15 protein-coding genes are annotated in these 16,612 nt (G+C 73.3%); 5 read left to right on the top strand and 10 right to left on the bottom strand.

Annotation, left to right across the window (positions count from 1 at the left end):
* Positions 1–553: 553 nt before the first annotated feature.
* Positions 554–1,831, bottom strand: a complete 1,278-nt coding sequence (locus ACFY1T_RS14975) for a geranylgeranyl reductase family protein (RefSeq protein WP_390788617.1) — start codon at positions 1,829–1,831, stop codon at positions 554–556.
* A 302-nt stretch (positions 1,832–2,133) separates the two neighbouring features.
* On the opposite strand from ACFY1T_RS14975, the gene ACFY1T_RS14970 reads away from it, so the two are divergent.
* Together ACFY1T_RS14970 and ACFY1T_RS14965 are read left to right on the top strand one after the other, a co-directional pair.
* Positions 2,134–3,498, top strand: coding sequence for a dipeptidase (locus tag ACFY1T_RS14970; protein WP_390788475.1), 1,365 nt, complete (start codon positions 2,134–2,136; stop codon positions 3,496–3,498).
* A 74-nt stretch (positions 3,499–3,572) separates the two neighbouring features.
* Entirely contained in the window at positions 3,573–4,274 is a 702-nt protein-coding gene (locus tag ACFY1T_RS14965) for an MBL fold metallo-hydrolase (RefSeq protein ID WP_390788474.1), read from the top strand.
* 148 nt (positions 4,275–4,422) lie between these two features.
* On the opposite strand, the gene ACFY1T_RS14960 is transcribed toward ACFY1T_RS14965, so the two are convergent.
* Entirely contained in the window at positions 4,423–5,481 is a 1,059-nt protein-coding gene (locus tag ACFY1T_RS14960) for an NUDIX domain-containing protein (RefSeq protein WP_390788473.1), read from the bottom strand.
* A 130-nt stretch (positions 5,482–5,611) separates the two neighbouring features.
* Between ACFY1T_RS14960 and ACFY1T_RS14955 the strand changes: the two genes are divergently transcribed.
* Positions 5,612–6,649 (top strand): LacI family DNA-binding transcriptional regulator, encoded by a 1,038-nt coding sequence (locus ACFY1T_RS14955; protein ID WP_390788472.1) that lies wholly within the window; start codon positions 5,612–5,614, stop codon positions 6,647–6,649.
* Positions 6,650–6,659: 10 nt separating this feature from the next.
* On the opposite strand, the gene ACFY1T_RS14950 is transcribed toward ACFY1T_RS14955, so the two are convergent.
* Positions 6,660–6,854, bottom strand: coding sequence for a hypothetical protein (locus ACFY1T_RS14950; RefSeq protein WP_390788471.1), 195 nt, complete (start codon positions 6,852–6,854; stop codon positions 6,660–6,662).
* Between the two features lie 199 nt (positions 6,855–7,053).
* Here ACFY1T_RS14950 and ACFY1T_RS14945 point away from each other — a divergent pair, with 199 nt between their 5' ends.
* Positions 7,054–9,618 carry a WD40 repeat domain-containing protein gene (locus tag ACFY1T_RS14945; RefSeq protein ID WP_390788470.1) on the top strand — a complete coding sequence of 855 codons (2,565 nt, stop codon included), beginning with the start codon at positions 7,054–7,056 and terminating at the stop codon, positions 9,616–9,618.
* 57 nt (positions 9,619–9,675) lie between these two features.
* Here ACFY1T_RS14945 and ACFY1T_RS14940 read toward each other — a convergent pair whose 3' ends face one another.
* The 6 genes from ACFY1T_RS14940 to ACFY1T_RS14915 all read right to left on the bottom strand — a co-directional run bounded on the left by ACFY1T_RS14940 (position 9,676) and on the right by ACFY1T_RS14915 (position 14,414).
* The gene (locus ACFY1T_RS14940) at positions 9,676–10,974 is read right to left on the bottom strand and encodes a DUF6986 family protein (RefSeq protein ID WP_030860410.1); all 1,299 of its coding nucleotides are present in this window, start codon (positions 10,972–10,974) and stop codon (positions 9,676–9,678) included.
* Between the two features lie 153 nt (positions 10,975–11,127).
* Positions 11,128–12,090, bottom strand: coding sequence for an electron transfer flavoprotein subunit alpha/FixB family protein (locus ACFY1T_RS14935; protein WP_327131047.1), 963 nt, complete (start codon positions 12,088–12,090; stop codon positions 11,128–11,130).
* A gap of 62 nt (positions 12,091–12,152) precedes the next feature.
* Entirely contained in the window at positions 12,153–12,938 is a 786-nt protein-coding gene (locus ACFY1T_RS14930) for an electron transfer flavoprotein subunit beta/FixA family protein (protein WP_030161916.1), read from the bottom strand.
* Positions 12,939–13,141: 203 nt separating this feature from the next.
* Positions 13,142–13,657 (bottom strand): flavin reductase family protein, encoded by a 516-nt coding sequence (locus ACFY1T_RS14925; RefSeq protein WP_051805146.1) that lies wholly within the window; start codon positions 13,655–13,657, stop codon positions 13,142–13,144.
* An 80-nt stretch (positions 13,658–13,737) separates the two neighbouring features.
* Entirely contained in the window at positions 13,738–13,818 is an 81-nt protein-coding gene (locus ACFY1T_RS14920; RefSeq protein WP_351040880.1) for a putative leader peptide, read from the bottom strand.
* Between the two features lie 170 nt (positions 13,819–13,988).
* Positions 13,989–14,414 (bottom strand): thioredoxin family protein, encoded by a 426-nt coding sequence (locus ACFY1T_RS14915; RefSeq protein ID WP_390788469.1) that lies wholly within the window; start codon positions 14,412–14,414, stop codon positions 13,989–13,991.
* A 150-nt stretch (positions 14,415–14,564) separates the two neighbouring features.
* On the opposite strand from ACFY1T_RS14915, the gene ACFY1T_RS14910 reads away from it, so the two are divergent.
* Positions 14,565–15,287: a 1-acyl-sn-glycerol-3-phosphate acyltransferase gene (locus ACFY1T_RS14910; RefSeq protein WP_030860417.1), complete on the top strand. Its 723-nt coding sequence runs from the start codon at positions 14,565–14,567 to the stop codon at positions 15,285–15,287.
* Between the two features lie 90 nt (positions 15,288–15,377).
* On the opposite strand, the gene ACFY1T_RS14905 is transcribed toward ACFY1T_RS14910, so the two are convergent.
* Positions 15,378–16,598, bottom strand: coding sequence for an alginate lyase family protein (locus tag ACFY1T_RS14905; protein ID WP_390788468.1), 1,221 nt, complete (start codon positions 16,596–16,598; stop codon positions 15,378–15,380).
* Positions 16,599–16,612 lie beyond the last annotated feature (14 nt).

Raw genomic sequence — 16,612 nt, 5'->3', positions numbered from 1 at the left:
ATCCGGCGCCCCGCGGTCCGCACCCCGCGCCCCACCCCCGCCCGAGCCCACCCGGCAGCCCGCCCGGTCTGCTCTTCCCGCCCTTCCCGCCCGGCCAGGCCTGCCCCGCCCACCCGGCCTGTCATGACCCTTCGGGCAGCCCTGCACACCCCGGCAGCCAAGAGTCCCGGCGCGCCCGCCCGGCCTGCCCGGCCCGCCCGGCCTGCCGCGCCTGCCGCGACACCGTCCCAGCAGCCCCCTTCACACCCCGCCTGCCCCTACCGTCCCTCCCGCACCGGCAGCCCTGTCCACCCCGCAGAAAAGCAGTGGCGGCCCTGCCCGGACACCCGGCAAGACCGCCACCATCATCAGCACACCGGCAGGAAAGATCTCTGCCATCGCGCCCGCTCATCAGCGCCGCCCGGTCCCGGCCGGCCTGCGCCCGTGCCGTCCCCCCGGCCCGGGCCACACTCCCGGACCAAAGCCCCGGCCCCAGAGCCCCAGGCCCCGTAACCCCAGGCCCCAGGCCTCAGGCCCCACAGCCAGAAGCCCCAGAGCCCGAAGCTCGCACGCCTCAGGCCTTCTCCGTCTCCTGCCCCTGCCCCGGCTCCTGCCCCTGCCCCGGCTCCGGCCGCTCGGCACGGCTCCGCGCCTGCCTGCCGTCCAGGATGTGCAGGGCCTTGCGGGCGAGCGGGTACGTGCGCACCAGGTCCGGCAGCGTCGTCGCACCCCGGGTGATGCGGGCGAACGCCCGCCACGCCGGGCGGAAGCCGGTGATCGCGGCGTGCAGCAGCCCCGGCTTGGCCTCGAAGGCGGTCAGCATCCGCTTGCCGACGCTCATCTCCACGCCCAGTCCGGCCTTGACCGCGAACGCGTAGTTGAGGGCCTGGCGGCGCGCGTCCACCGCGTCGGGCGCCTCGGAGATCTTCACGGCCCACTCACCGGCCAGCCGACCCGAGCGCAGCGCGAAGGAGATGCCCTCCCGGGTCCACGGCTCCAGCAGCCCGGCCGCGTCGCCCGCGACCAGGACCCGGCCCCGCGACAGCGGGGATTCGGGCTTGCGGCAGCGGGTCAGGTGCCCGGACGAGACGGCGGGTTCGAAGCCGGCGAGTCCGAGACGGGCGATGAAGTCCTCCAGGTACCGCTTGGTCGCGGCCCCGTCGCCCTTCGCCGAGATGACCCCGACGGTCAGGGTGTCGTCCTTGGGGAAGACCCAGCCATAACTGCCGGGCAGCGGGCCCCAGTCGAGGAGCACCCGCCCCTTCCAGTCGTCCGCGACCGTCTCCGGAACCGGGATCTCCGCCTCCAGGCCGAGGTCCACCTGGTCCATCTCGACGCCTACGTGCGCGCCGATCCGGCTCGCGCTGCCGTCCGCGCCGACCACCGCGCGCGCCAGGACGGTCTCGCCGTCGGCGAGCACCACGGCGACCGTGCGCCGGTCGGGCACCGCCGCGCCGTGCTGCTCGACCCGCGCGACGGCCGTACCCGTACGGATGGTGGCCCCGGCCTTCTCGGCCTCGGCGACCAGCGCCGCGTCGAACTCGGGCCGGTTGACGAGCCCGAAGAGCATCTGCCGCGAACGGCGGGTCCGGGTCAGCTTCCCGTTCAGCGAGAAGGTGACCGCGTGGATGCGGTCCTTGAGGGGCAGGACGAATCCGGGCGGGAGGGCATCGCGCGAAGGACCGATGATTCCGCCGCCGCACGTCTTGTACCGGGGCAGCTGGGCCTTCTCGAGCAGCAGTACCCGCCGCCCTGCCGTCGCCGCCGCGAACGCGGCCGAGGCGCCGGCCGGCCCGGCCCCGACCACGACCACGTCCCACACCTCACCGGTGCCCCCGGGCACCTCGGCCACCCCGTCCTCCGCCCCCTGAGCGGCCTGCCCTGCTGCTGAGTCGGGTCCCCCGACGGTGCTGTCGTCGCTGCTCACGATGTGCTGCTGCTCCTGATCATGCGGTTGCTCCGATGCAGGGAAATCCTACGGCGCGAGTCCGGCCCGTCCTGCTGTGCGAGGATCGGGACTGTCTTTGGCCGTACCCGGCATACGCCCACCACGCGGATACGGGCGGCATACGCGTACCGCCGAGTACACACATACACGGCGTACGCGCACACGGCGTACACCTACACAACGTCGCACCCAAGAGGAGCGTGCCCATGTCCCAGAATCCGATCGCCGAGACCATCACCTCGCTGATGCCCCGCGCCAAGCAGGAGCTGACCGAGCTGGTGGCCTTCCAGTCGGTGGCGGACTGGGCACAGTTCCCGCAGAGCGAGAGCCAAGGCGCGGCCAACTGGGTGGCCGACGCGCTGCGCGCCGAGGGCTTCCAGGACGTGGCCCTCCTCGACACCCCCGACGGCACCCAGTCGGTGTACGGCTTCCTGCCCGGCCCGGAGGGTGCGCCGACCGTCCTCCTGTACGCGCACTACGACGTGCAGCCGCCGCTGGACGACGCCGCCTGGATCTCGCCCGCCTTCGAACTGACCGAGCGCGACGGCCGCTGGTACGGACGCGGCGCCGCGGACTGCAAGGGCGGGTTCATCATGCACCTGCTGGCGCTGCGCGCGCTGAAGGCCAACGGCGGCGTCCCGGTGAGCGTGAAGGTGATCGTCGAGGGCTCGGAGGAGCAGGGCACCGGTGGCCTCCAGCAGTACGCGGAGGCGCACCCGGAGCTGCTGACCGCCGACACGATCGTCATCGGCGACACGGGCAACTTCCGGCTCGGCCTGCCGACGGTGACGGCCACCCTGCGCGGGATGTGCCTGATCAAGGTGAAGATCGACACGCTCGGCGGCAACCTGCACTCCGGCATGTTCGGCGGCGCGGCCCCCGACGCGCTGGCCGCGCTGATCCGGCTGCTGGACTCGCTGCGCGCGGAGGACGGTTCGACGACCGTCGACGGCCTGGCCTCGGACGCCGTCTGGGAGGGCCTGCAGTACCCGGAGGCGGACTTCCGCGCCGACGCCCGCGTACTGGACGGGGTCGAGCTGATCGGCGAGGGCACGGTCGCGGACCGGCTGTGGGCCCGCCCGGCCGTCACCGTGCTCGGCATCGACTGCCCGCCGGTCGTCGGCGCCACCCCCTCGGTGCACGCGGGCGCCGGCGCCCTCATCAGCCTGCGCGTGCCGCCGGGCGTGGACACGGCCGACGCCGTCAAGCTGCTGGAGGCGCACCTGGTGGCGCACACCCCGTGGCAGGCGCGCCTCGAACTCGAGGTCGTCGGCCAGGGCCAGCCCTTCCGGGCGGACACGGACAGCCCGGCGTACGCGTCGATGGCGGCCGCCCTGCAGGAGGCGTACCCGGGCCAGGAGATGCAGGTCAGCGGCATGGGCGGGTCGATTCCGCTGTGCAACACGCTGAACTCGCTGTACCCGGAGGCCGAGATGCTGCTGATCGGGCTGAGCGAGCCCGAGGCGCAGATCCACGCGGTGAACGAGAGCGTGTCGCCGCAGGAGCTGGAGCGGCTCTCGGTCGCGGAGGCCCTGTTCCTCGTCAACTACGCGGAGTCCAAGCGCGTCTGACCTGCGCTACGGGCGAACTCCGCTCCCGGTGAAAGGCGTGCCGGGAGCGGAGCCGGCGGACGTACGTTCGGGGCATGGATCTCGTCGAAGTGCTCCCGCAACGGCTCCACATGCTCCGCTTCCCGATCGGCCAGGCCTACCTCTGGCAGGACGGCGAAGCCCTGACCCTCGTCGACGCCGGATACGCCGGTTCCGCGGCCGTGATCGAGGAGGCCGTCCGCTCCATCGGGCTGGACCCGCGCCGGCTGGAGCGGATCGTCCTGACCCACTGCCACCGCGACCACGTCGGCGCCGCGGAGGAACTCGCCGGCCGCTGGGGTGCGCAGGTGGTGGCGCACCGGTTGGACGCTCCGGTGGTCCGGGGCGAACTCCCGGTCCCGGAACCGGACCTGCTCGACTGGGAGCTCCCGCTCTACGAGCACGGCCTGACGGCGCCGCAGGCGCCGCCGACGCGGGTGGACCAAGAGGTCGAGGACGGTGAGGTGCTGCCGTTCGGTGGCGGCGCGGTGGTGGTCCACGCCCCGGGCCACACGCCGGGCAGCATCGGCATCCACCTGCCGCGCCACGGTGTGCTGTTCGCGGGGGACTGCATCGCCGCGGTGGGGCAGGTGATGCTGGGTGTGTTCAACGTGGACCGCGCGCAGGCCCGGGCCTCGTTCCGGCGCCTCGCGGCACTGTCCCCGTCCGTGGCCTGCTTCGGGCACGGCGACCCGCTGACCGAGGACACCGCGGCCGCCCTCCGCACGGCCGCGGCCGCGGAACCTCCCCTGCCCTAAAGGGTGTCGTCAGAGTCCCGGCCGGCCGGCGACGCCTGGCACGCCCTTGCGGGCGGCCGGCGCCACGTTGACGACGCTCCCCAGCCGGTGTCCTGCCGATCGGGCCGGCCCGATCGGAAAGACACCCTTGGCCGCCGCCCCGACCCGGCTACGGCGTCGGGCGGCCCGCCTCCAGGTAGAGGGGGCGGCCCCGTTCGCGGGCCCGGAGGGCCCAGCGCAGGCGTTCGTAGCGGATCGGGGGGAGGAGGTTCGCCGCTTCCTCCTCCGTCACGAACCGCCACTCCCGCAGCTCCGGGCCCGGCAGCCGCAGGCGCGCCGCCGCGCCGGGCGCGAGGCGGCCGCCGTCGAACAGCAGCCGCAGCCCCCCGTACGCCGGAGGCACCGGCGGCTCCCAGTCCACCACCAGCAGCCCCGGTACGGCCCCCAGCTCCAGGCCCAGTTCCTCCGCGACCTCCCGCACCCCCGCGCCCCCCGGCGCCTCGCCCGCCTCCACGACCCCGCCCGGGAACTCCCAGCCCGGCTTGTACGTCGGATCGACCAACAGCACCCGGTCCTCGTCGTCGAACAGCAGCACCCCGGCCGCCACCGTCTCCCGCGTCGGCTCCGGCGTCTGCACGATGTCGCAGACGCGGGCCGCGTCCGTGCGTACGGCCTCGGCTATCCGCTCCGCCGTCTCCCGGACGCTCAGGGCGCCGTTGTCGATGACGTGCGCGTCCGCCGCGAGCCAGCCTGCCAGCGCCTGCTGGTAGACGGGGATGTGGTCGTACACCCACTGCCGCACCCGCACGTCCACGTCGGCCGGGTCCCCCGGCTCCTCACGCGTCGCGATCCGCTCGCGCAGGATCGTTTCCTCCGGGGCGAGCAGCACATGCCGCACCGGGATCCGGCGCGCCGCCAGCCCGCCGAAGATCTCGTCCCGGTACTCCTGCCGCAGCAGCGTCATCGGCACGACGAGCACACCGCCCAGCTCCGCGAGCATCGCGGCGGCCGTGTCCACCACCAGGCGCCGCCAGCTCGGCAGGTCCTGGTAGTCCGAGACCTCCGCGAGGCGTTTGCGCGGCAGCAGTTGGCGCAGTGAGTCCCCGACGAGCTCCGGGTCGTACAGGGTGCTGTCCGGCAGGATCCTGGTCAGTTCGCGGGCCGTGCTGGTCTTCCCGGCGCTGAATGTGCCGTTGATCCAGACAATCACGTCTACACCTCTCCCCATGGCTCGTCCGGAGCCCCCAGTGGCTTGCCCGCAACACCCTGTCACGGAAACCCACTCCCCGGCCCAGTGCTTATCCTCAAGGTCAGAGCCCGGCCCCGCCCGCCCCGCCACCTCCGGAGGTTTCCGTCCCGTGCCGCAGACCCGCCGCCCGTCCGACCCCCGCTACGGCAACCGGCCGACCATGAAGGACGTGGCGTCCCGCGCCGGAGTGGGCCTCAAGACGGTCTCGCGCGTGGTCAACGGCGAGGCGGGGGTCACCCCGGACACCGTGCGGCGGGTCCAGGAGGCGATCGAGGCGCTCGGTTTCCGCCGCAACGACAGTGCCCGCGTGTTGCGCAAGGGGCGTACGGCCACCGTGGGACTGGTCCTGGAGGACCTCGCGGACCCGTTCTACGGGCCGCTGAACCGGGCCGTGGAGGAGGTGGCACGGGCCCACGGGGCGCTGCTCATCAACGGGTCCAGTGCCGAGGACCCCGACCGGGAGCGGGAGTTGGCGCTGGCGCTGTGCGCGCGCCGGGTGGACGGGCTGATCGTGATCCCCGCCGGTGACGACCACCGCTACCTGGAGCCGGAGATCCGGGCGGGGGTGGCCACCGTGTTCGTGGACCGCCCGGCGGGCCGGATCGACGCGGACGTGGTGCTGTCCGACAGCTTCGGCGGTGCCCGCGCGGGCGTGGCGCACCTGATCGGGGGCGGCCACCGCCGGATCGCCTTCATCGGGGACCACCCGCACATCCACACGGCGACGGAGCGCCTGCGCGGCTACCGCGCGGCCATGGCGGAGGCGGGCCTGCCGGTGGCGGAGCCCTGGGTCTCCCTCGGCTCGACCGCCCCGGACCGCGTCGGGGAGGCGGCCCGGGCGATGCTGGCGGGCCCCGATCCCGTGACGGCGGTCTTCGCGGGGAACAACCGGGTGACGGTGACGCTGGTACGGGTCCTGGCCGCGCACCACCGGCCGGTGGCCCTGGTCGGCTTCGACGACTTCGAGCTGGCGGACCTGTTGCGGCCGGGGGTGACGGTGGTGGCCCAGGACGCGGCGGCCCTGGGCCGGGTGGCCACGGACCGCCTCTTCCAGCGCCTGGCGGGCGCCGCCCTCGCCCCGGCCCGCATCGAACTCCCGACCCGGCTGATCCCGCGCGGCTCGGGCGAACTCCCCCCGGCTCCGTAAGGGTTCGGCCTCAGCGGATCAGCCCCCGCAGTACGGGTACGGCCCCGCCGGCGGCGGTGAGGCCGGCGAGTACGGAGAGGGCGAGGGGGACCGCGCCCATGAAGCTCAGCCCGCCGACGGCGCAGCCGATCAGCAAGGCGATGACGAGGACGACGGCGGTGTGCAGGGACAGGAACGGCTGGTCCGGGTCACGTGGAGTGGTCATGGCTCGATCAGACCCCCGCCGAGGCGGCCGGCCGCCACGTGCGGAACGGATCCGGGCCCGGCCGATCGCCCCGGAAGTCCCCTGAACGACGCGGTCGTCCGGCGGAACACCAGGACTGTTCCCGGCTGTTCGGGAAAGTACGGGACTGTTCCGCCCGCGGCGTTCTAACCTGGGCGGCCACGCATGGCCGAGGGGGGACATGGGGGATGTGGAGCCGCAGCAATGCGGCACGTTCGAAGAGGGACTGGCCGCGCTCGCCGGTGACCTGACGCGATTACGGATCGAGCGCGGCAGGCCCTCGTACCGCGATCTGGAAGCCCGTGCGGCCGGTTCCCTGACGGGGATCCGGCTGCCGGTGGCCACCCAGAGCGATGTCTTCAACGGCAAGCGGCTCGTCCGCGCCGACACCTTCATGGCACTGGTCCGAATCCTGCTCTCGTACGACGAGTACGGCCGCCCGGCCGCCGTCCCGTCCCACGCCGCACCCGAACTCGCCGTCTGGCGGCGGCGCTGGCAGGAACTCGCCGCGCTGCAGCCTCCCGGGCACTCGCGTGCCCGCGCGGCCCGCGGCGCGCGGTCCGCGGGCGCGAGCGCGAGCGGGGAAGCGGTACGGGAGGGCGCGGGGGAAAGGGCTGCCGGGCCGCGCGAAGCCGCCGGGCGCCGGGCGCCCGAACCGGGCCGCGAAGCCCCCGTGTACGGCGCCCCCGGCCGGATCGCCAGCCCCGACGGCTTCCACGCCCCCGCCGGTTCCGCGGGCCCGGCCGATCGGGCGCGAACGCCGTGGCATCTCGAACCGGCGGCCGTCAGGGACCCCGGTGCGGACCCCGCGCCGGCCTCCGCGCCGACCTCCGCACCGGATCCCGGACCCGGTCCCCGGCCGGCTGCCGCGCCGACCACGGGGCAGCCCGCCGGGCAGGCCCCGTACGCCCTGCGGCACCGCCTCGTCGGGCACCTCGCCCCGGTCCGGGACCTGGCCTTCTCCCCCGACGGCCGCCTGCTGGCCTCGGCCGGCGGCAACACCGTCCAGCTCTGGGACACCGCGACGGGCCTCGGCACCATCACCCCCTTCACCGCGACGCACCCCCTCGCGTTCACCCCCGAAGGGCGATTGCTGGCGGCGGATGCCAGGGATCCCTCCCTGCTCCACCGGATCGACCCCGCGACCGGCCGCCCCGACGGCCCGCCCCTGACCGGTCACGCCTCCCCCGTCACCGGCATCACCTGCGCACCGACCGGCGGCATGGCCGCCACGCTCGAACTCGGCGGCACCGTACGGCTCTGCGACCTGTCCGTCGGCCGTCACCCGGTCGTCGTCACGCACGGCGGCGGCACGGACCCCATCGGCGCGGTCGCCTTCGCCCGCGACGGCCGGCTCCTCGCCGCCGCCCGCAGCTCACGGGTCTGGGACCTGCTCGGCGGGGGACTCGCCGGGCTGCCCCGCACCGTGCCCGCCGGCCACCCCGACGTGATCGCCCTGTCCCCCGACGGGCTGCTGCTCGCCCTCGGCTACCGCGACGGCCGGACCTCCGTGTGCGAGGCGGCCGGCGGCCGCGGCGCGCTGACGCTCCGGGGCCGGGCCGGACCGGTCTGCGCCCTGGCCTTCTCCCCCGACGGCCGCCTCCTCGCCACCGGCTCCGACGACGCGACCGTACGCCTGTGGGACACGGCCACCGGGCTGCCCGTCGGCCCGCCGCTGAGCGACCACCGCGGCCGGGTCGAGGACATCGCCTTCTCGTCGACCGGACGGCTGCTGGCCACCGCCTCCTCCGACGAGACGGTGATGCTGTACGAACGCTCCGGCACCCCGCGTACGACACCGCTCGCGGCCGAGGCCCTGGCCGTCGCCCTGCGGGAACGGCAGCCGGTCCGGCTGCCGCCCGTGAAGGCCGGGGCCGCCCTCGTCCGGGTGGCCTTCTCTCCCGACGGCCGCCTCGTCGCGGCGACCACGAGCACGGGGTCCGTGGAGGCGTGGGACCCGGTCACCCGACGGGCCCTCGCCGCGCCCGCGGCCAAGCTCGCCGCCCTGCCCTGGTGCCTGGCCTTCTCTCCCGACGGGACCGTGCTCGCCACGGCAGCCGCCGACCGGACCGTGTACCTGCGGGATCCGGCGACCGGCACGCGGGTGCGGGAACTGCCGACCGACCACCGCGGACCCCTGAAGCGGCTCGCGTTCTCCCCCGACGGGCGACTGCTCGCCACGGCGAGCGCGGACGGCACCGTGGAGCTGTGGGATCCGGCCACCGGGACACGCTCCCGCGAGCCCCTCGGTGGTCACACCAACGAGGTCGTCGGACTCGCCTTCGCCCCGGACGGGCGGCGCCTGGTCACCTCCGGCGCCGACGGCCAGGTGCTGTGGCGGGATCCCGGCAGGCCGCTGCTGCCCGAGCACGTCTCGCTCGGGCACCGGGGCGCGGTGTGGTCGGCGGTGTTCTCGCCGGACGGGACCCTGCTGGCCACGGCGGGCGCCGACGCCACCGTACGGGTGTGGGATGCGGGCGGCGGCCTGCCGGTCGGGCCGCCGCTGACCGGCCACCGCTCCGCGGTGTACGACGTGGCGTTCTCCCCGGACGGGCGGCTGCTGGCCTCGGCGGGCGAAGACGGCGTGGTCCTGCTGTGGCACCCGGCCACCGGCAGGCGCGCCGGCGGACCGCTGTCCGGCCACGACGAGGCCGTCAACGCCGTGGCCTTCTCCCCCGACGGGAGCCTGCTCGTCACCGCGGGCCGCGACGGAACCCTGAACCGGTGGGTCATCGGCCCGTTGTGAGACGCGGCGGGGCCCGGCCGGGACGTCCCCGGCCGGGCCCCGTCGGCGCGAGTCGGATCAGGTGGTCGCCGTCAGCGTCGCCGAGCGGCGCGGGATCGCGAAGGCGTCCAGTTCGGCGCGGGACAGGCCGGTCAGGGCGGTGACCTCCTCCGCACCCACCGCGCCGCAGTCCAGACCGCGGACCAGGTAGCCGGCCAGGGCCTTGGCCGTGGCGGGCTCGTCCATCACGTCGCCCTCGATCTTCGCGACGTACGCCTTCAGCCGCGCGGCAGCCGTTTCGAGGCCCTCGCGGTAGAACGTGAACACCGCCGCGTAGCGGGTCGGCAGGTGGCCCGGGTGCATGTCCCAGCCCTGGTAGTACGCGCGGGCCAGGGCCCGGCGGGTGAGGCCGTAGTGCAGCTTCCAGGCCTCGTGGACGTGCTCGGTGCTGCCGATGGGCAGGACGTTCGTGGAGCCGTCGGAGACGCGTACGCCGGTGCCGGCGGCCGCGACCTGCATGATCGCCTTGGCGTGGTCGGCGGCCGGGTGGTCGCTCGACTGGTAGGCGGCGGAGACGCCGACGCAGGCGCTGTAGTCGAAGGTGCCGTAGTGCAGGCCGGTGGCACGCCCCTTGGAGGCCTCGATCATCCGGGCCACGGTGGCGGTGCCGTCGGAGGCGACGATCGACTGGCTGGTCTCGATCTGGATCTCGAAGCCGATCCGGCCCGGGCGCAGGCCGCGGGCGGTCTCGAAGGCCTCCAGCAGCTTGACGAAGGCGCTGACCTGCTCGGCGTACGTGACCTTCGGGAGGGTCAGGACGAGGCCCTCGGGGAGGCCGCCGTGCTCCAGCAGCCCGGACAGGAAGATGTCGGTGGTGCGGATGCCGCGGTCGCGGACGTTGGACTCCATGCACTTCATGCGGATGCCCATGTACGGGGCGTTCGTGCCGTTGGAGAAGGCTTCGGAGACGAGGCGGGCGGCGCGGGCGGCCGCCTGGTCCTCCTCCTCGTCGGAGCGGACGCCGAAGCCGTCCTCGAAGTCGACGCGGAGGTCCTCGATGGGCTCGCGCAGGAGCTTGGCGCGGACCCGCTCGTAGACGGGTACGGCGAGCTCGTCGGAGATCCCGAGGACCTTGGCGAACGTGGCGGCGTCCGGGGCGTGTTCGTCGAGGGCCGCGAGGGCCTGGTCGCCCCAGGAGCGGATGGTGTCGGCGGCGAAGACGTCACCGGGGACGTAGACCGTGTGGATGGGCTGGCGGGTGCCGGGGTCGCCCGGGTAGTGGCGCGCGAGCTCCGCGTCCACCGGCGCGAGGGAAGCGCTGATCCCCTCGCTGACCGCGCCTGCGAGGCTCGTCGCCACCTTCTCCTGCTGACCCATCGTGCACTCTCCTCTTTTTCCGCTTCACGGAAGCATAGATCCGCATAGCAGAATTTAATGAGGGCTTCTTGTCTAGTCAATGGTTGCAGGAAACACCTCGGGGCCGCGTGGTGAGTGTCACCACGCGGCCCCGAGTCACAGCATCGGTGCAGGTCAGCCCTTGCGGGCCTGGATCTCTTCGGTCAGCTGCGGGACGACCGCGAACAGGTCGCCCACGACGCCGTAGTCGACGAGGTCGAAGATCGGGGCCTCGGCGTCCTTGTTGATGGCCACGATGGTCTTCGAGGTCTGCATGCCGGCCCGGTGCTGGATCGCGCCCGAGATGCCGGAGGCGATGTACAGCTGCGGGGAGACCGACTTGCCGGTCTGGCCGACCTGGTTGGAGTGCGGGTACCAGCCGGCGTCGACGGCGGCGCGCGAGGCGCCGACGGCGGCACCGAGGGAGTCCGCGAGGGCCTCGATGATGCCGAAGTTCTCGGCACCGTTGACGCCGCGGCCACCGGAGACCACGATCGCGGCCTCGGTCAGCTCGGGGCGGCCGGTCGACTCGCGCGGGGTGCGGGAGACGACCTTGGTGCCGGTGGCCAGGGCGCCGAAGGTGACGGCGAGCGCCTCGACGGCACCGGCGGCCGGGGCGGCCTCGACCGGAGCCGAGTTCGGCTTGACGGTGATGACCGGGGTGCCCTTGGAGACGCGGGACTTGGTGGTGAAGGACGCGGCGAACGCGGCCTGCGTCGCGACCGGACCCTCGTCACCGGCCTCCAGGTCGACGGCGTCGGTGATGATGCCGGAGCCGATGCGGACCGCGAGGCGGGCGGCGATCTCCTTGCCCTCGGCGGAGGAGGGGACGAGCACGGCGGCCGGGGATACGGCGTCGTACGCGGCCTGCAGCGCGTCCACCTTCGGTACCACGAGGTACTCGGTGAACTCGGGGGCGTCGGCGGTCAGGACCTTGACCGCGCCGTGCTCGGCGAGCACCGCGGCGGTGTCGGCCGCACCGGCGCCGAGGGCGACGGCGACGGGCTCGCCGATGCGGCGGGCGAGCGTCAGCAGCTCGAGGGTGGGCTTGCGGACGGCACCGTCCGCGTGGTCGACGTAGACGAGGACTTCAGCCATGGGAATGCTCCTGCGAATGCGAAGTAGTCAGGGGGCGATCGAGAGGGTTTCGGCCGAAGCTCTTAGATGAACTTCTGGCCGGCCAGGAACTCGGCCAGCGCCTTGCCGCCCTCGCCCTCGTCCTTGACGATCGTGCCGGCGGTGCGGGCCGGGCGCTGCGTCGCGGAGTCGACCGCGGTCCAGGAACCCTCGAGGCCGACCTCGTCCGACTCGATCTCCAGCTCCTCCAGGTCCCAGGACTCCACCGGCTTCTTCTTGGCGGCCATGATGCCCTTGAAGGAGGGGTAGCGGGCCTCGCCCGACTGGTCCGTCACGGAGACGAGCGCCGGGAGGGAGGCCTCCAGCTGCTCGCTCGCGGAGTCGCCGTCGCGGCGGCCCGTCACGGTGCCGTCCTCGACCTTGACCTCGGAGAGCAGGGTGACCTGCGGGACGCCCAGGCGCTCGGCCAGGATCGCCGGGAGGACGCCCATGGTGCCGTCGGTCGAGGCCATACCGGTGATGACCAGGTCGTAGCCGGCCTTCTCGATGGCCTTGGCGAGCACCAGCGAGGTGCCCATGACGTCGCTGCCGTGCAGGTCGTCGTCCTCGACGTGGATGGCCTTGTCGGCACCCATGGACAGCGCCTTGCGCAGCGCGTCCTTGGCGTCCTCGGGGCCCACCGTCAGGACGGTGATCTCGGCGTCGTCGGCGTCTTCGGCGATCTGCAGCGCCTGCTCGACGGCGTACTCGTCGAGCTCCGACAGCAGACCGTCGACGTCGTCGCGGTCGACCGTCAGGTCATCGGCGAAGTGCCGGTCGCCGGTGGCGTCGGGCACGTACTTCACACAGACAACGATCCTCAGGCTCACGCCGGCTCTCCTACCGCATCGTCTTTTTTCTGATACCGCCTTGTGCAGGCAGCATAGGCGCCTTGTCGGGCGGATCCCGGTCGGGGCGGCCCGCGCTCCGAAGGGAATGTTACTCGTCAGTACACCGTGGGTCCTCCACGGTGGCAAGGCCGGTGAACTGTGATCTGTCCAACGCCGCACGAACCCGCCCCAGCAGGGACGATTCAGTCGCGCAACGCGTTGAAGCGACCCTGGTGGTACAGCAGCGGCCGGCCTTCCCCGGCCGGGTCCCCGGCCACCGCCTCCGCGATGATCACCCGATGCGCCCCGGCGGGCACGCGCGCCACCACCCGGCACACCAGCCACGCCAGTACGCCGTCCAGCACCGGAACCCCGTACGGGCCGGGGGCCCAGCCGGTGCCGGGCCCGAAGCGGTCGGCTCCGCTGCGGGCGAACAGCCCCGCGAGGTCCTGCTGGTGCTCGCCGAGTATGTGGACGCCGAGGTGCTCGGAGTCGCGTATCGCGGGCCAGCTGGAGGCCCCCGTGGCGATGGTGAACGACAGCAGCGGAGGGTCGGCGGAGACCGAGTTGAGCGAGGTCGCGGTGAACCCGACGGGACTGCCGCCGTCCTCGGCGGTGATCACGGCCACGCCCGCGGCGTGGCGGCGGAAGACGGAGCGCAACAGGTCGGGCGAGCCCGGCGTGGCGGTCTGGACGATGGGGGCGGTCGGGGCCGTCATGGAGGTGCTTCCTTCTGCCGCCGGGGCGGCGGGCACGGGCGCGGTGGGATCAGGTCGATCGGGTCGGGGACCGGGGTCGTTCAGTGGCCCCGACAACGCGCGCTCGCGTAGCGGACGAGGTCCACGTGGACCCGCCCGTAAAGCAGGAGTTCATACCGCATGCCGCCAGCCTGGCGATCTCCCGTGTACACAGTCAAGCCGCATCGGGCAGATGCGAGGCGCGTCACGCTGCGTGCGGGCGCGTGCACCGGCGTACCGGTCCCGGCGCCGGCCGACGGCCAGGCCGTCGAGCGGGCCGCCGAACCGGCCGTTGAACCGGCCGCCGAACGCCTCATATCGCCGCGCCGAGGGCGGCGATCACGTCCGCCTTGCGCGGCATCCCCACCGCGCGCCGCACGATCCGGCCCCCGGCGTCGAGGACGAGCACGGTGGGCGTCTTCTCGATGCCCAGGGCCCGCACCAGCTCGAGACGGGCTTCAGCATCGATCTCGATGTGCTCGACGCCCTCGACCAGGCTCGCCACGTCGGCGAGGATCCGCCGGGTGGCCCGGCAGGGCTGGCAGAACGCGCTGGAGAACTGCACCAGGCTGGCCCGCCGTCCGGGCGATGCGCCCAGTTCGGCGGCGCCCAGCCGTACCAGGCCCGCGGCCTGCGCCTCCTCGTCCCCTTGCACACTGCTCCCGTCGCGCGGACCTCGTTGCCGCATCATTGAATTGCGCTCGTACGGTGATCCGAGCGCCCCGGCTACGCGCCGCATTCCCGGCGTGACGAGAATCTCCTCGGGCACGGTCGTCTGGGCTGGCCAGCAGCTCTCGTATGGGGCACGATCCCCAAGGGCAGCGTACCTACGCAGCCGTAACTTCCGGCCGGGAGCACCTCCCCAGGCAGAAAGCGGGGTCTCCCCCTCATGGCTGAGCTCGTCTACCCTCCGGTGATCGGCGCCGCACACACCCTCTTCCGGGCGCTGGACATCCGTATCGACATGAAGGGCACGGAGAACATCCCGCGCAAGGGCGGGGCGGTTCTCGTGTCGAACCACATCGGCTACCTCGACTTCATCTTCGCCGGTCTGACCGCGCGGCCGCAGAAGCGCCTGGTCCGCTTCATGGCGAAGGAGTCGGTCTTCCGCCACAAGGTGTCCGGCCCGCTGATGCGCGCGATGAAGCACATCCCGGTCGACCGCACGCAGGGTGAGACGGCCTACCAGCACGCCCTCGACTCGCTGCGGTCCGGCGAGATCATCGGCGTGTTCCCGGAGGCGACGATCTCCCAGTCGTTCACCCTCAAGAGCTTCAAGTCGGGCGCCGCGCGCATGGCCCAGGAGGCCGGCGTCCCGCTCATCCCGGTGGCGCTGTGGGGCACCCAGCGGCTGTGGACCAAGGGCCGCCCGAAGAACCTCAAGCGCAGCCACATCCCCGTGACGATGCGGGTCGGCGAGCCCATCGAGGCGCCCACCGACCAGTACGCAGGCGCCATCACCCGCCGCCTGCGCGAGCGGGTGCAGGAGCTGCTGGACGCCGCGCAGAGCGCCTACCCGGGCAAGCCCAAGGGCCCCGAGGACACCTGGTGGCTGCCGGCGCACCTGGGCGGAACCGCGCCGACGGCCGCCCAGGTCAAGGAAGCGGGCTGATCGGGTACCACCGGTCCGGGTGATCGTGCGGCCCCGCTGTTCACGGCGGGGCCGCGGTGTCGTGCCCGTGGCGCCCCGCCCGCCCGGCGGTCAGTGGGGGTTCTCGGCGTGGGTCAGCGTCTCCCACGCCTCGAAGTGGTTCTCGGTGCCCGCCGGACGCCGCCCCTCGGTGAGCTTGCGGGTGTTCTCCATGCTGACGCCCAGGCGCGTGTGCAGGGCGTTGTAGCCGACCTCGGTGGACGGCCCGATGCCCTTCGCCAGGCTCCCGCCGCACAGCCACGCGGGCACCTGCGCGCCGAGCTCGTACAGGGCGTGGAAACCGAGCGCGTACCGGAAGCGTTCCTTGAACTGCGGGTACAGGTCGCGCCCCTGGATCCGTGAGGTCTCGGCCACGTGCATGGTCGCGGCGATCACCATGCCGGTGTGGCCGAAGTCCCGGCAGGTCTCCTGGGCCAAGCCGTCCACGAAGGTGCTCTGGCCGTGCCAGTACTCGACCAGCTCGCTCCTGGTGTCGATGGTGGAGCGCGGCGGGTAGGCGGGCTGCGCCCCGTCGGAGGCGAGGTAGAAGTACGCCGGGACCCGGCCGAGGTAGATCGCCATCGCCTTGTCGTAGCTCGCACGGTCGTCGAGATGGACCGAGATGCCGATGGCGGCGTCCATCATGATCAGTTCCCAGTTGCCGTTGCTGTTCGGCTTCCCGTTGACGACCTCGGGCAGGTAGACGTCGCGGAGCATGGTGGCGAAGCGCCCCTGGTTCGGCCAGCCGCCGGTGTACGTGTGCTTGATGATCTCGGCGGCACGCGGCCAGGTGGAGCCCGCCCAGCCGCTCTGCAGCGGGGCGTTGCTGTTGGTATGGTCCTTGATCTTCGCGGACCAGGCGTCCATCAGCTCGATCGACTTCTTCGCGTACTCGGCGTCCCGGGTGACGTACCAGGCGAGGGCGTCGGTGTACGCGGCGATGGCGTCCTCGCGCTCCTCGGAACAGCCGTTGTCCGGGTTCGAGTACGAGCCGCACTCGACGACGGCGCGCGGCTTGGGCGTGCGCGACTGCGAGCCGTACGGGCTCGCGAGCATGGCGTCGAACGCCGACTTCCACGGCTGCTCCCCCGCCCGCACCTTGGTGCGTACGAAGTCCAGCTGGGCCCGGCTGTTGAGGACTCCGGGGTGGGCGAACTGCGCGGGGGCGGCGGCCGCGGCCGGGGCGGGCGCGGGAGCCGGCCGGGGTCCGGCCCGGGCGGTGGGGGTGAGGGCCAGGGCCGCGGTCACGCCGAGTGCGAGGGCGGCGAGTCCGGCGGGAACTCCGTGGGGCATGGAGCACCTTCCGT

Origin of the sequence: Streptomyces sp. NPDC001194, from assembly GCF_042896985.1 — a bacterium.
Lineage (GTDB): Bacteria > Actinomycetota > Actinomycetes > Streptomycetales > Streptomycetaceae > Streptomyces.
The sequence above is the reverse complement of the archived record's forward strand: the minus strand, read 5'-3'. Positions and strand labels throughout refer to the sequence as shown.

Coding starts and splice junctions, on each gene's coding strand:
- ACFY1T_RS14970 (WP_390788475.1), top strand. CDS start 2,134: ATGTCCCAGAATCCGATCGCCGAGACCATCACCTCGCTGATGCCCCGC.
- ACFY1T_RS14965 (WP_390788474.1), top strand. CDS start 3,573: ATGGATCTCGTCGAAGTGCTCCCGCAACGGCTCCACATGCTCCGCTTC.
- ACFY1T_RS14960 (WP_390788473.1), bottom strand. CDS start 5,481: ATGGGGAGAGGTGTAGACGTGATTGTCTGGATCAACGGCACATTCAGC.
- ACFY1T_RS14950 (WP_390788471.1), bottom strand. CDS start 6,854: ATGACCACTCCACGTGACCCGGACCAGCCGTTCCTGTCCCTGCACACC.
- ACFY1T_RS14945 (WP_390788470.1), top strand. CDS start 7,054: ATGGGGGATGTGGAGCCGCAGCAATGCGGCACGTTCGAAGAGGGACTG.
- ACFY1T_RS14940 (WP_030860410.1), bottom strand. CDS start 10,974: ATGGGTCAGCAGGAGAAGGTGGCGACGAGCCTCGCAGGCGCGGTCAGC.
- ACFY1T_RS14935 (WP_327131047.1), bottom strand. CDS start 12,090: ATGGCTGAAGTCCTCGTCTACGTCGACCACGCGGACGGTGCCGTCCGC.
- ACFY1T_RS14925 (WP_051805146.1), bottom strand. CDS start 13,657: ATGACGGCCCCGACCGCCCCCATCGTCCAGACCGCCACGCCGGGCTCG.
- ACFY1T_RS14920 (WP_351040880.1), bottom strand. CDS start 13,818: ATGCGGTATGAACTCCTGCTTTACGGGCGGGTCCACGTGGACCTCGTC.
- ACFY1T_RS14915 (WP_390788469.1), bottom strand. CDS start 14,414: ATGCGGCGCGTAGCCGGGGCGCTCGGATCACCGTACGAGCGCAATTCA.
- ACFY1T_RS14910 (WP_030860417.1), top strand. CDS start 14,565: ATGGCTGAGCTCGTCTACCCTCCGGTGATCGGCGCCGCACACACCCTC.
- ACFY1T_RS14905 (WP_390788468.1), bottom strand. CDS start 16,598: ATGCCCCACGGAGTTCCCGCCGGACTCGCCGCCCTCGCACTCGGCGTG.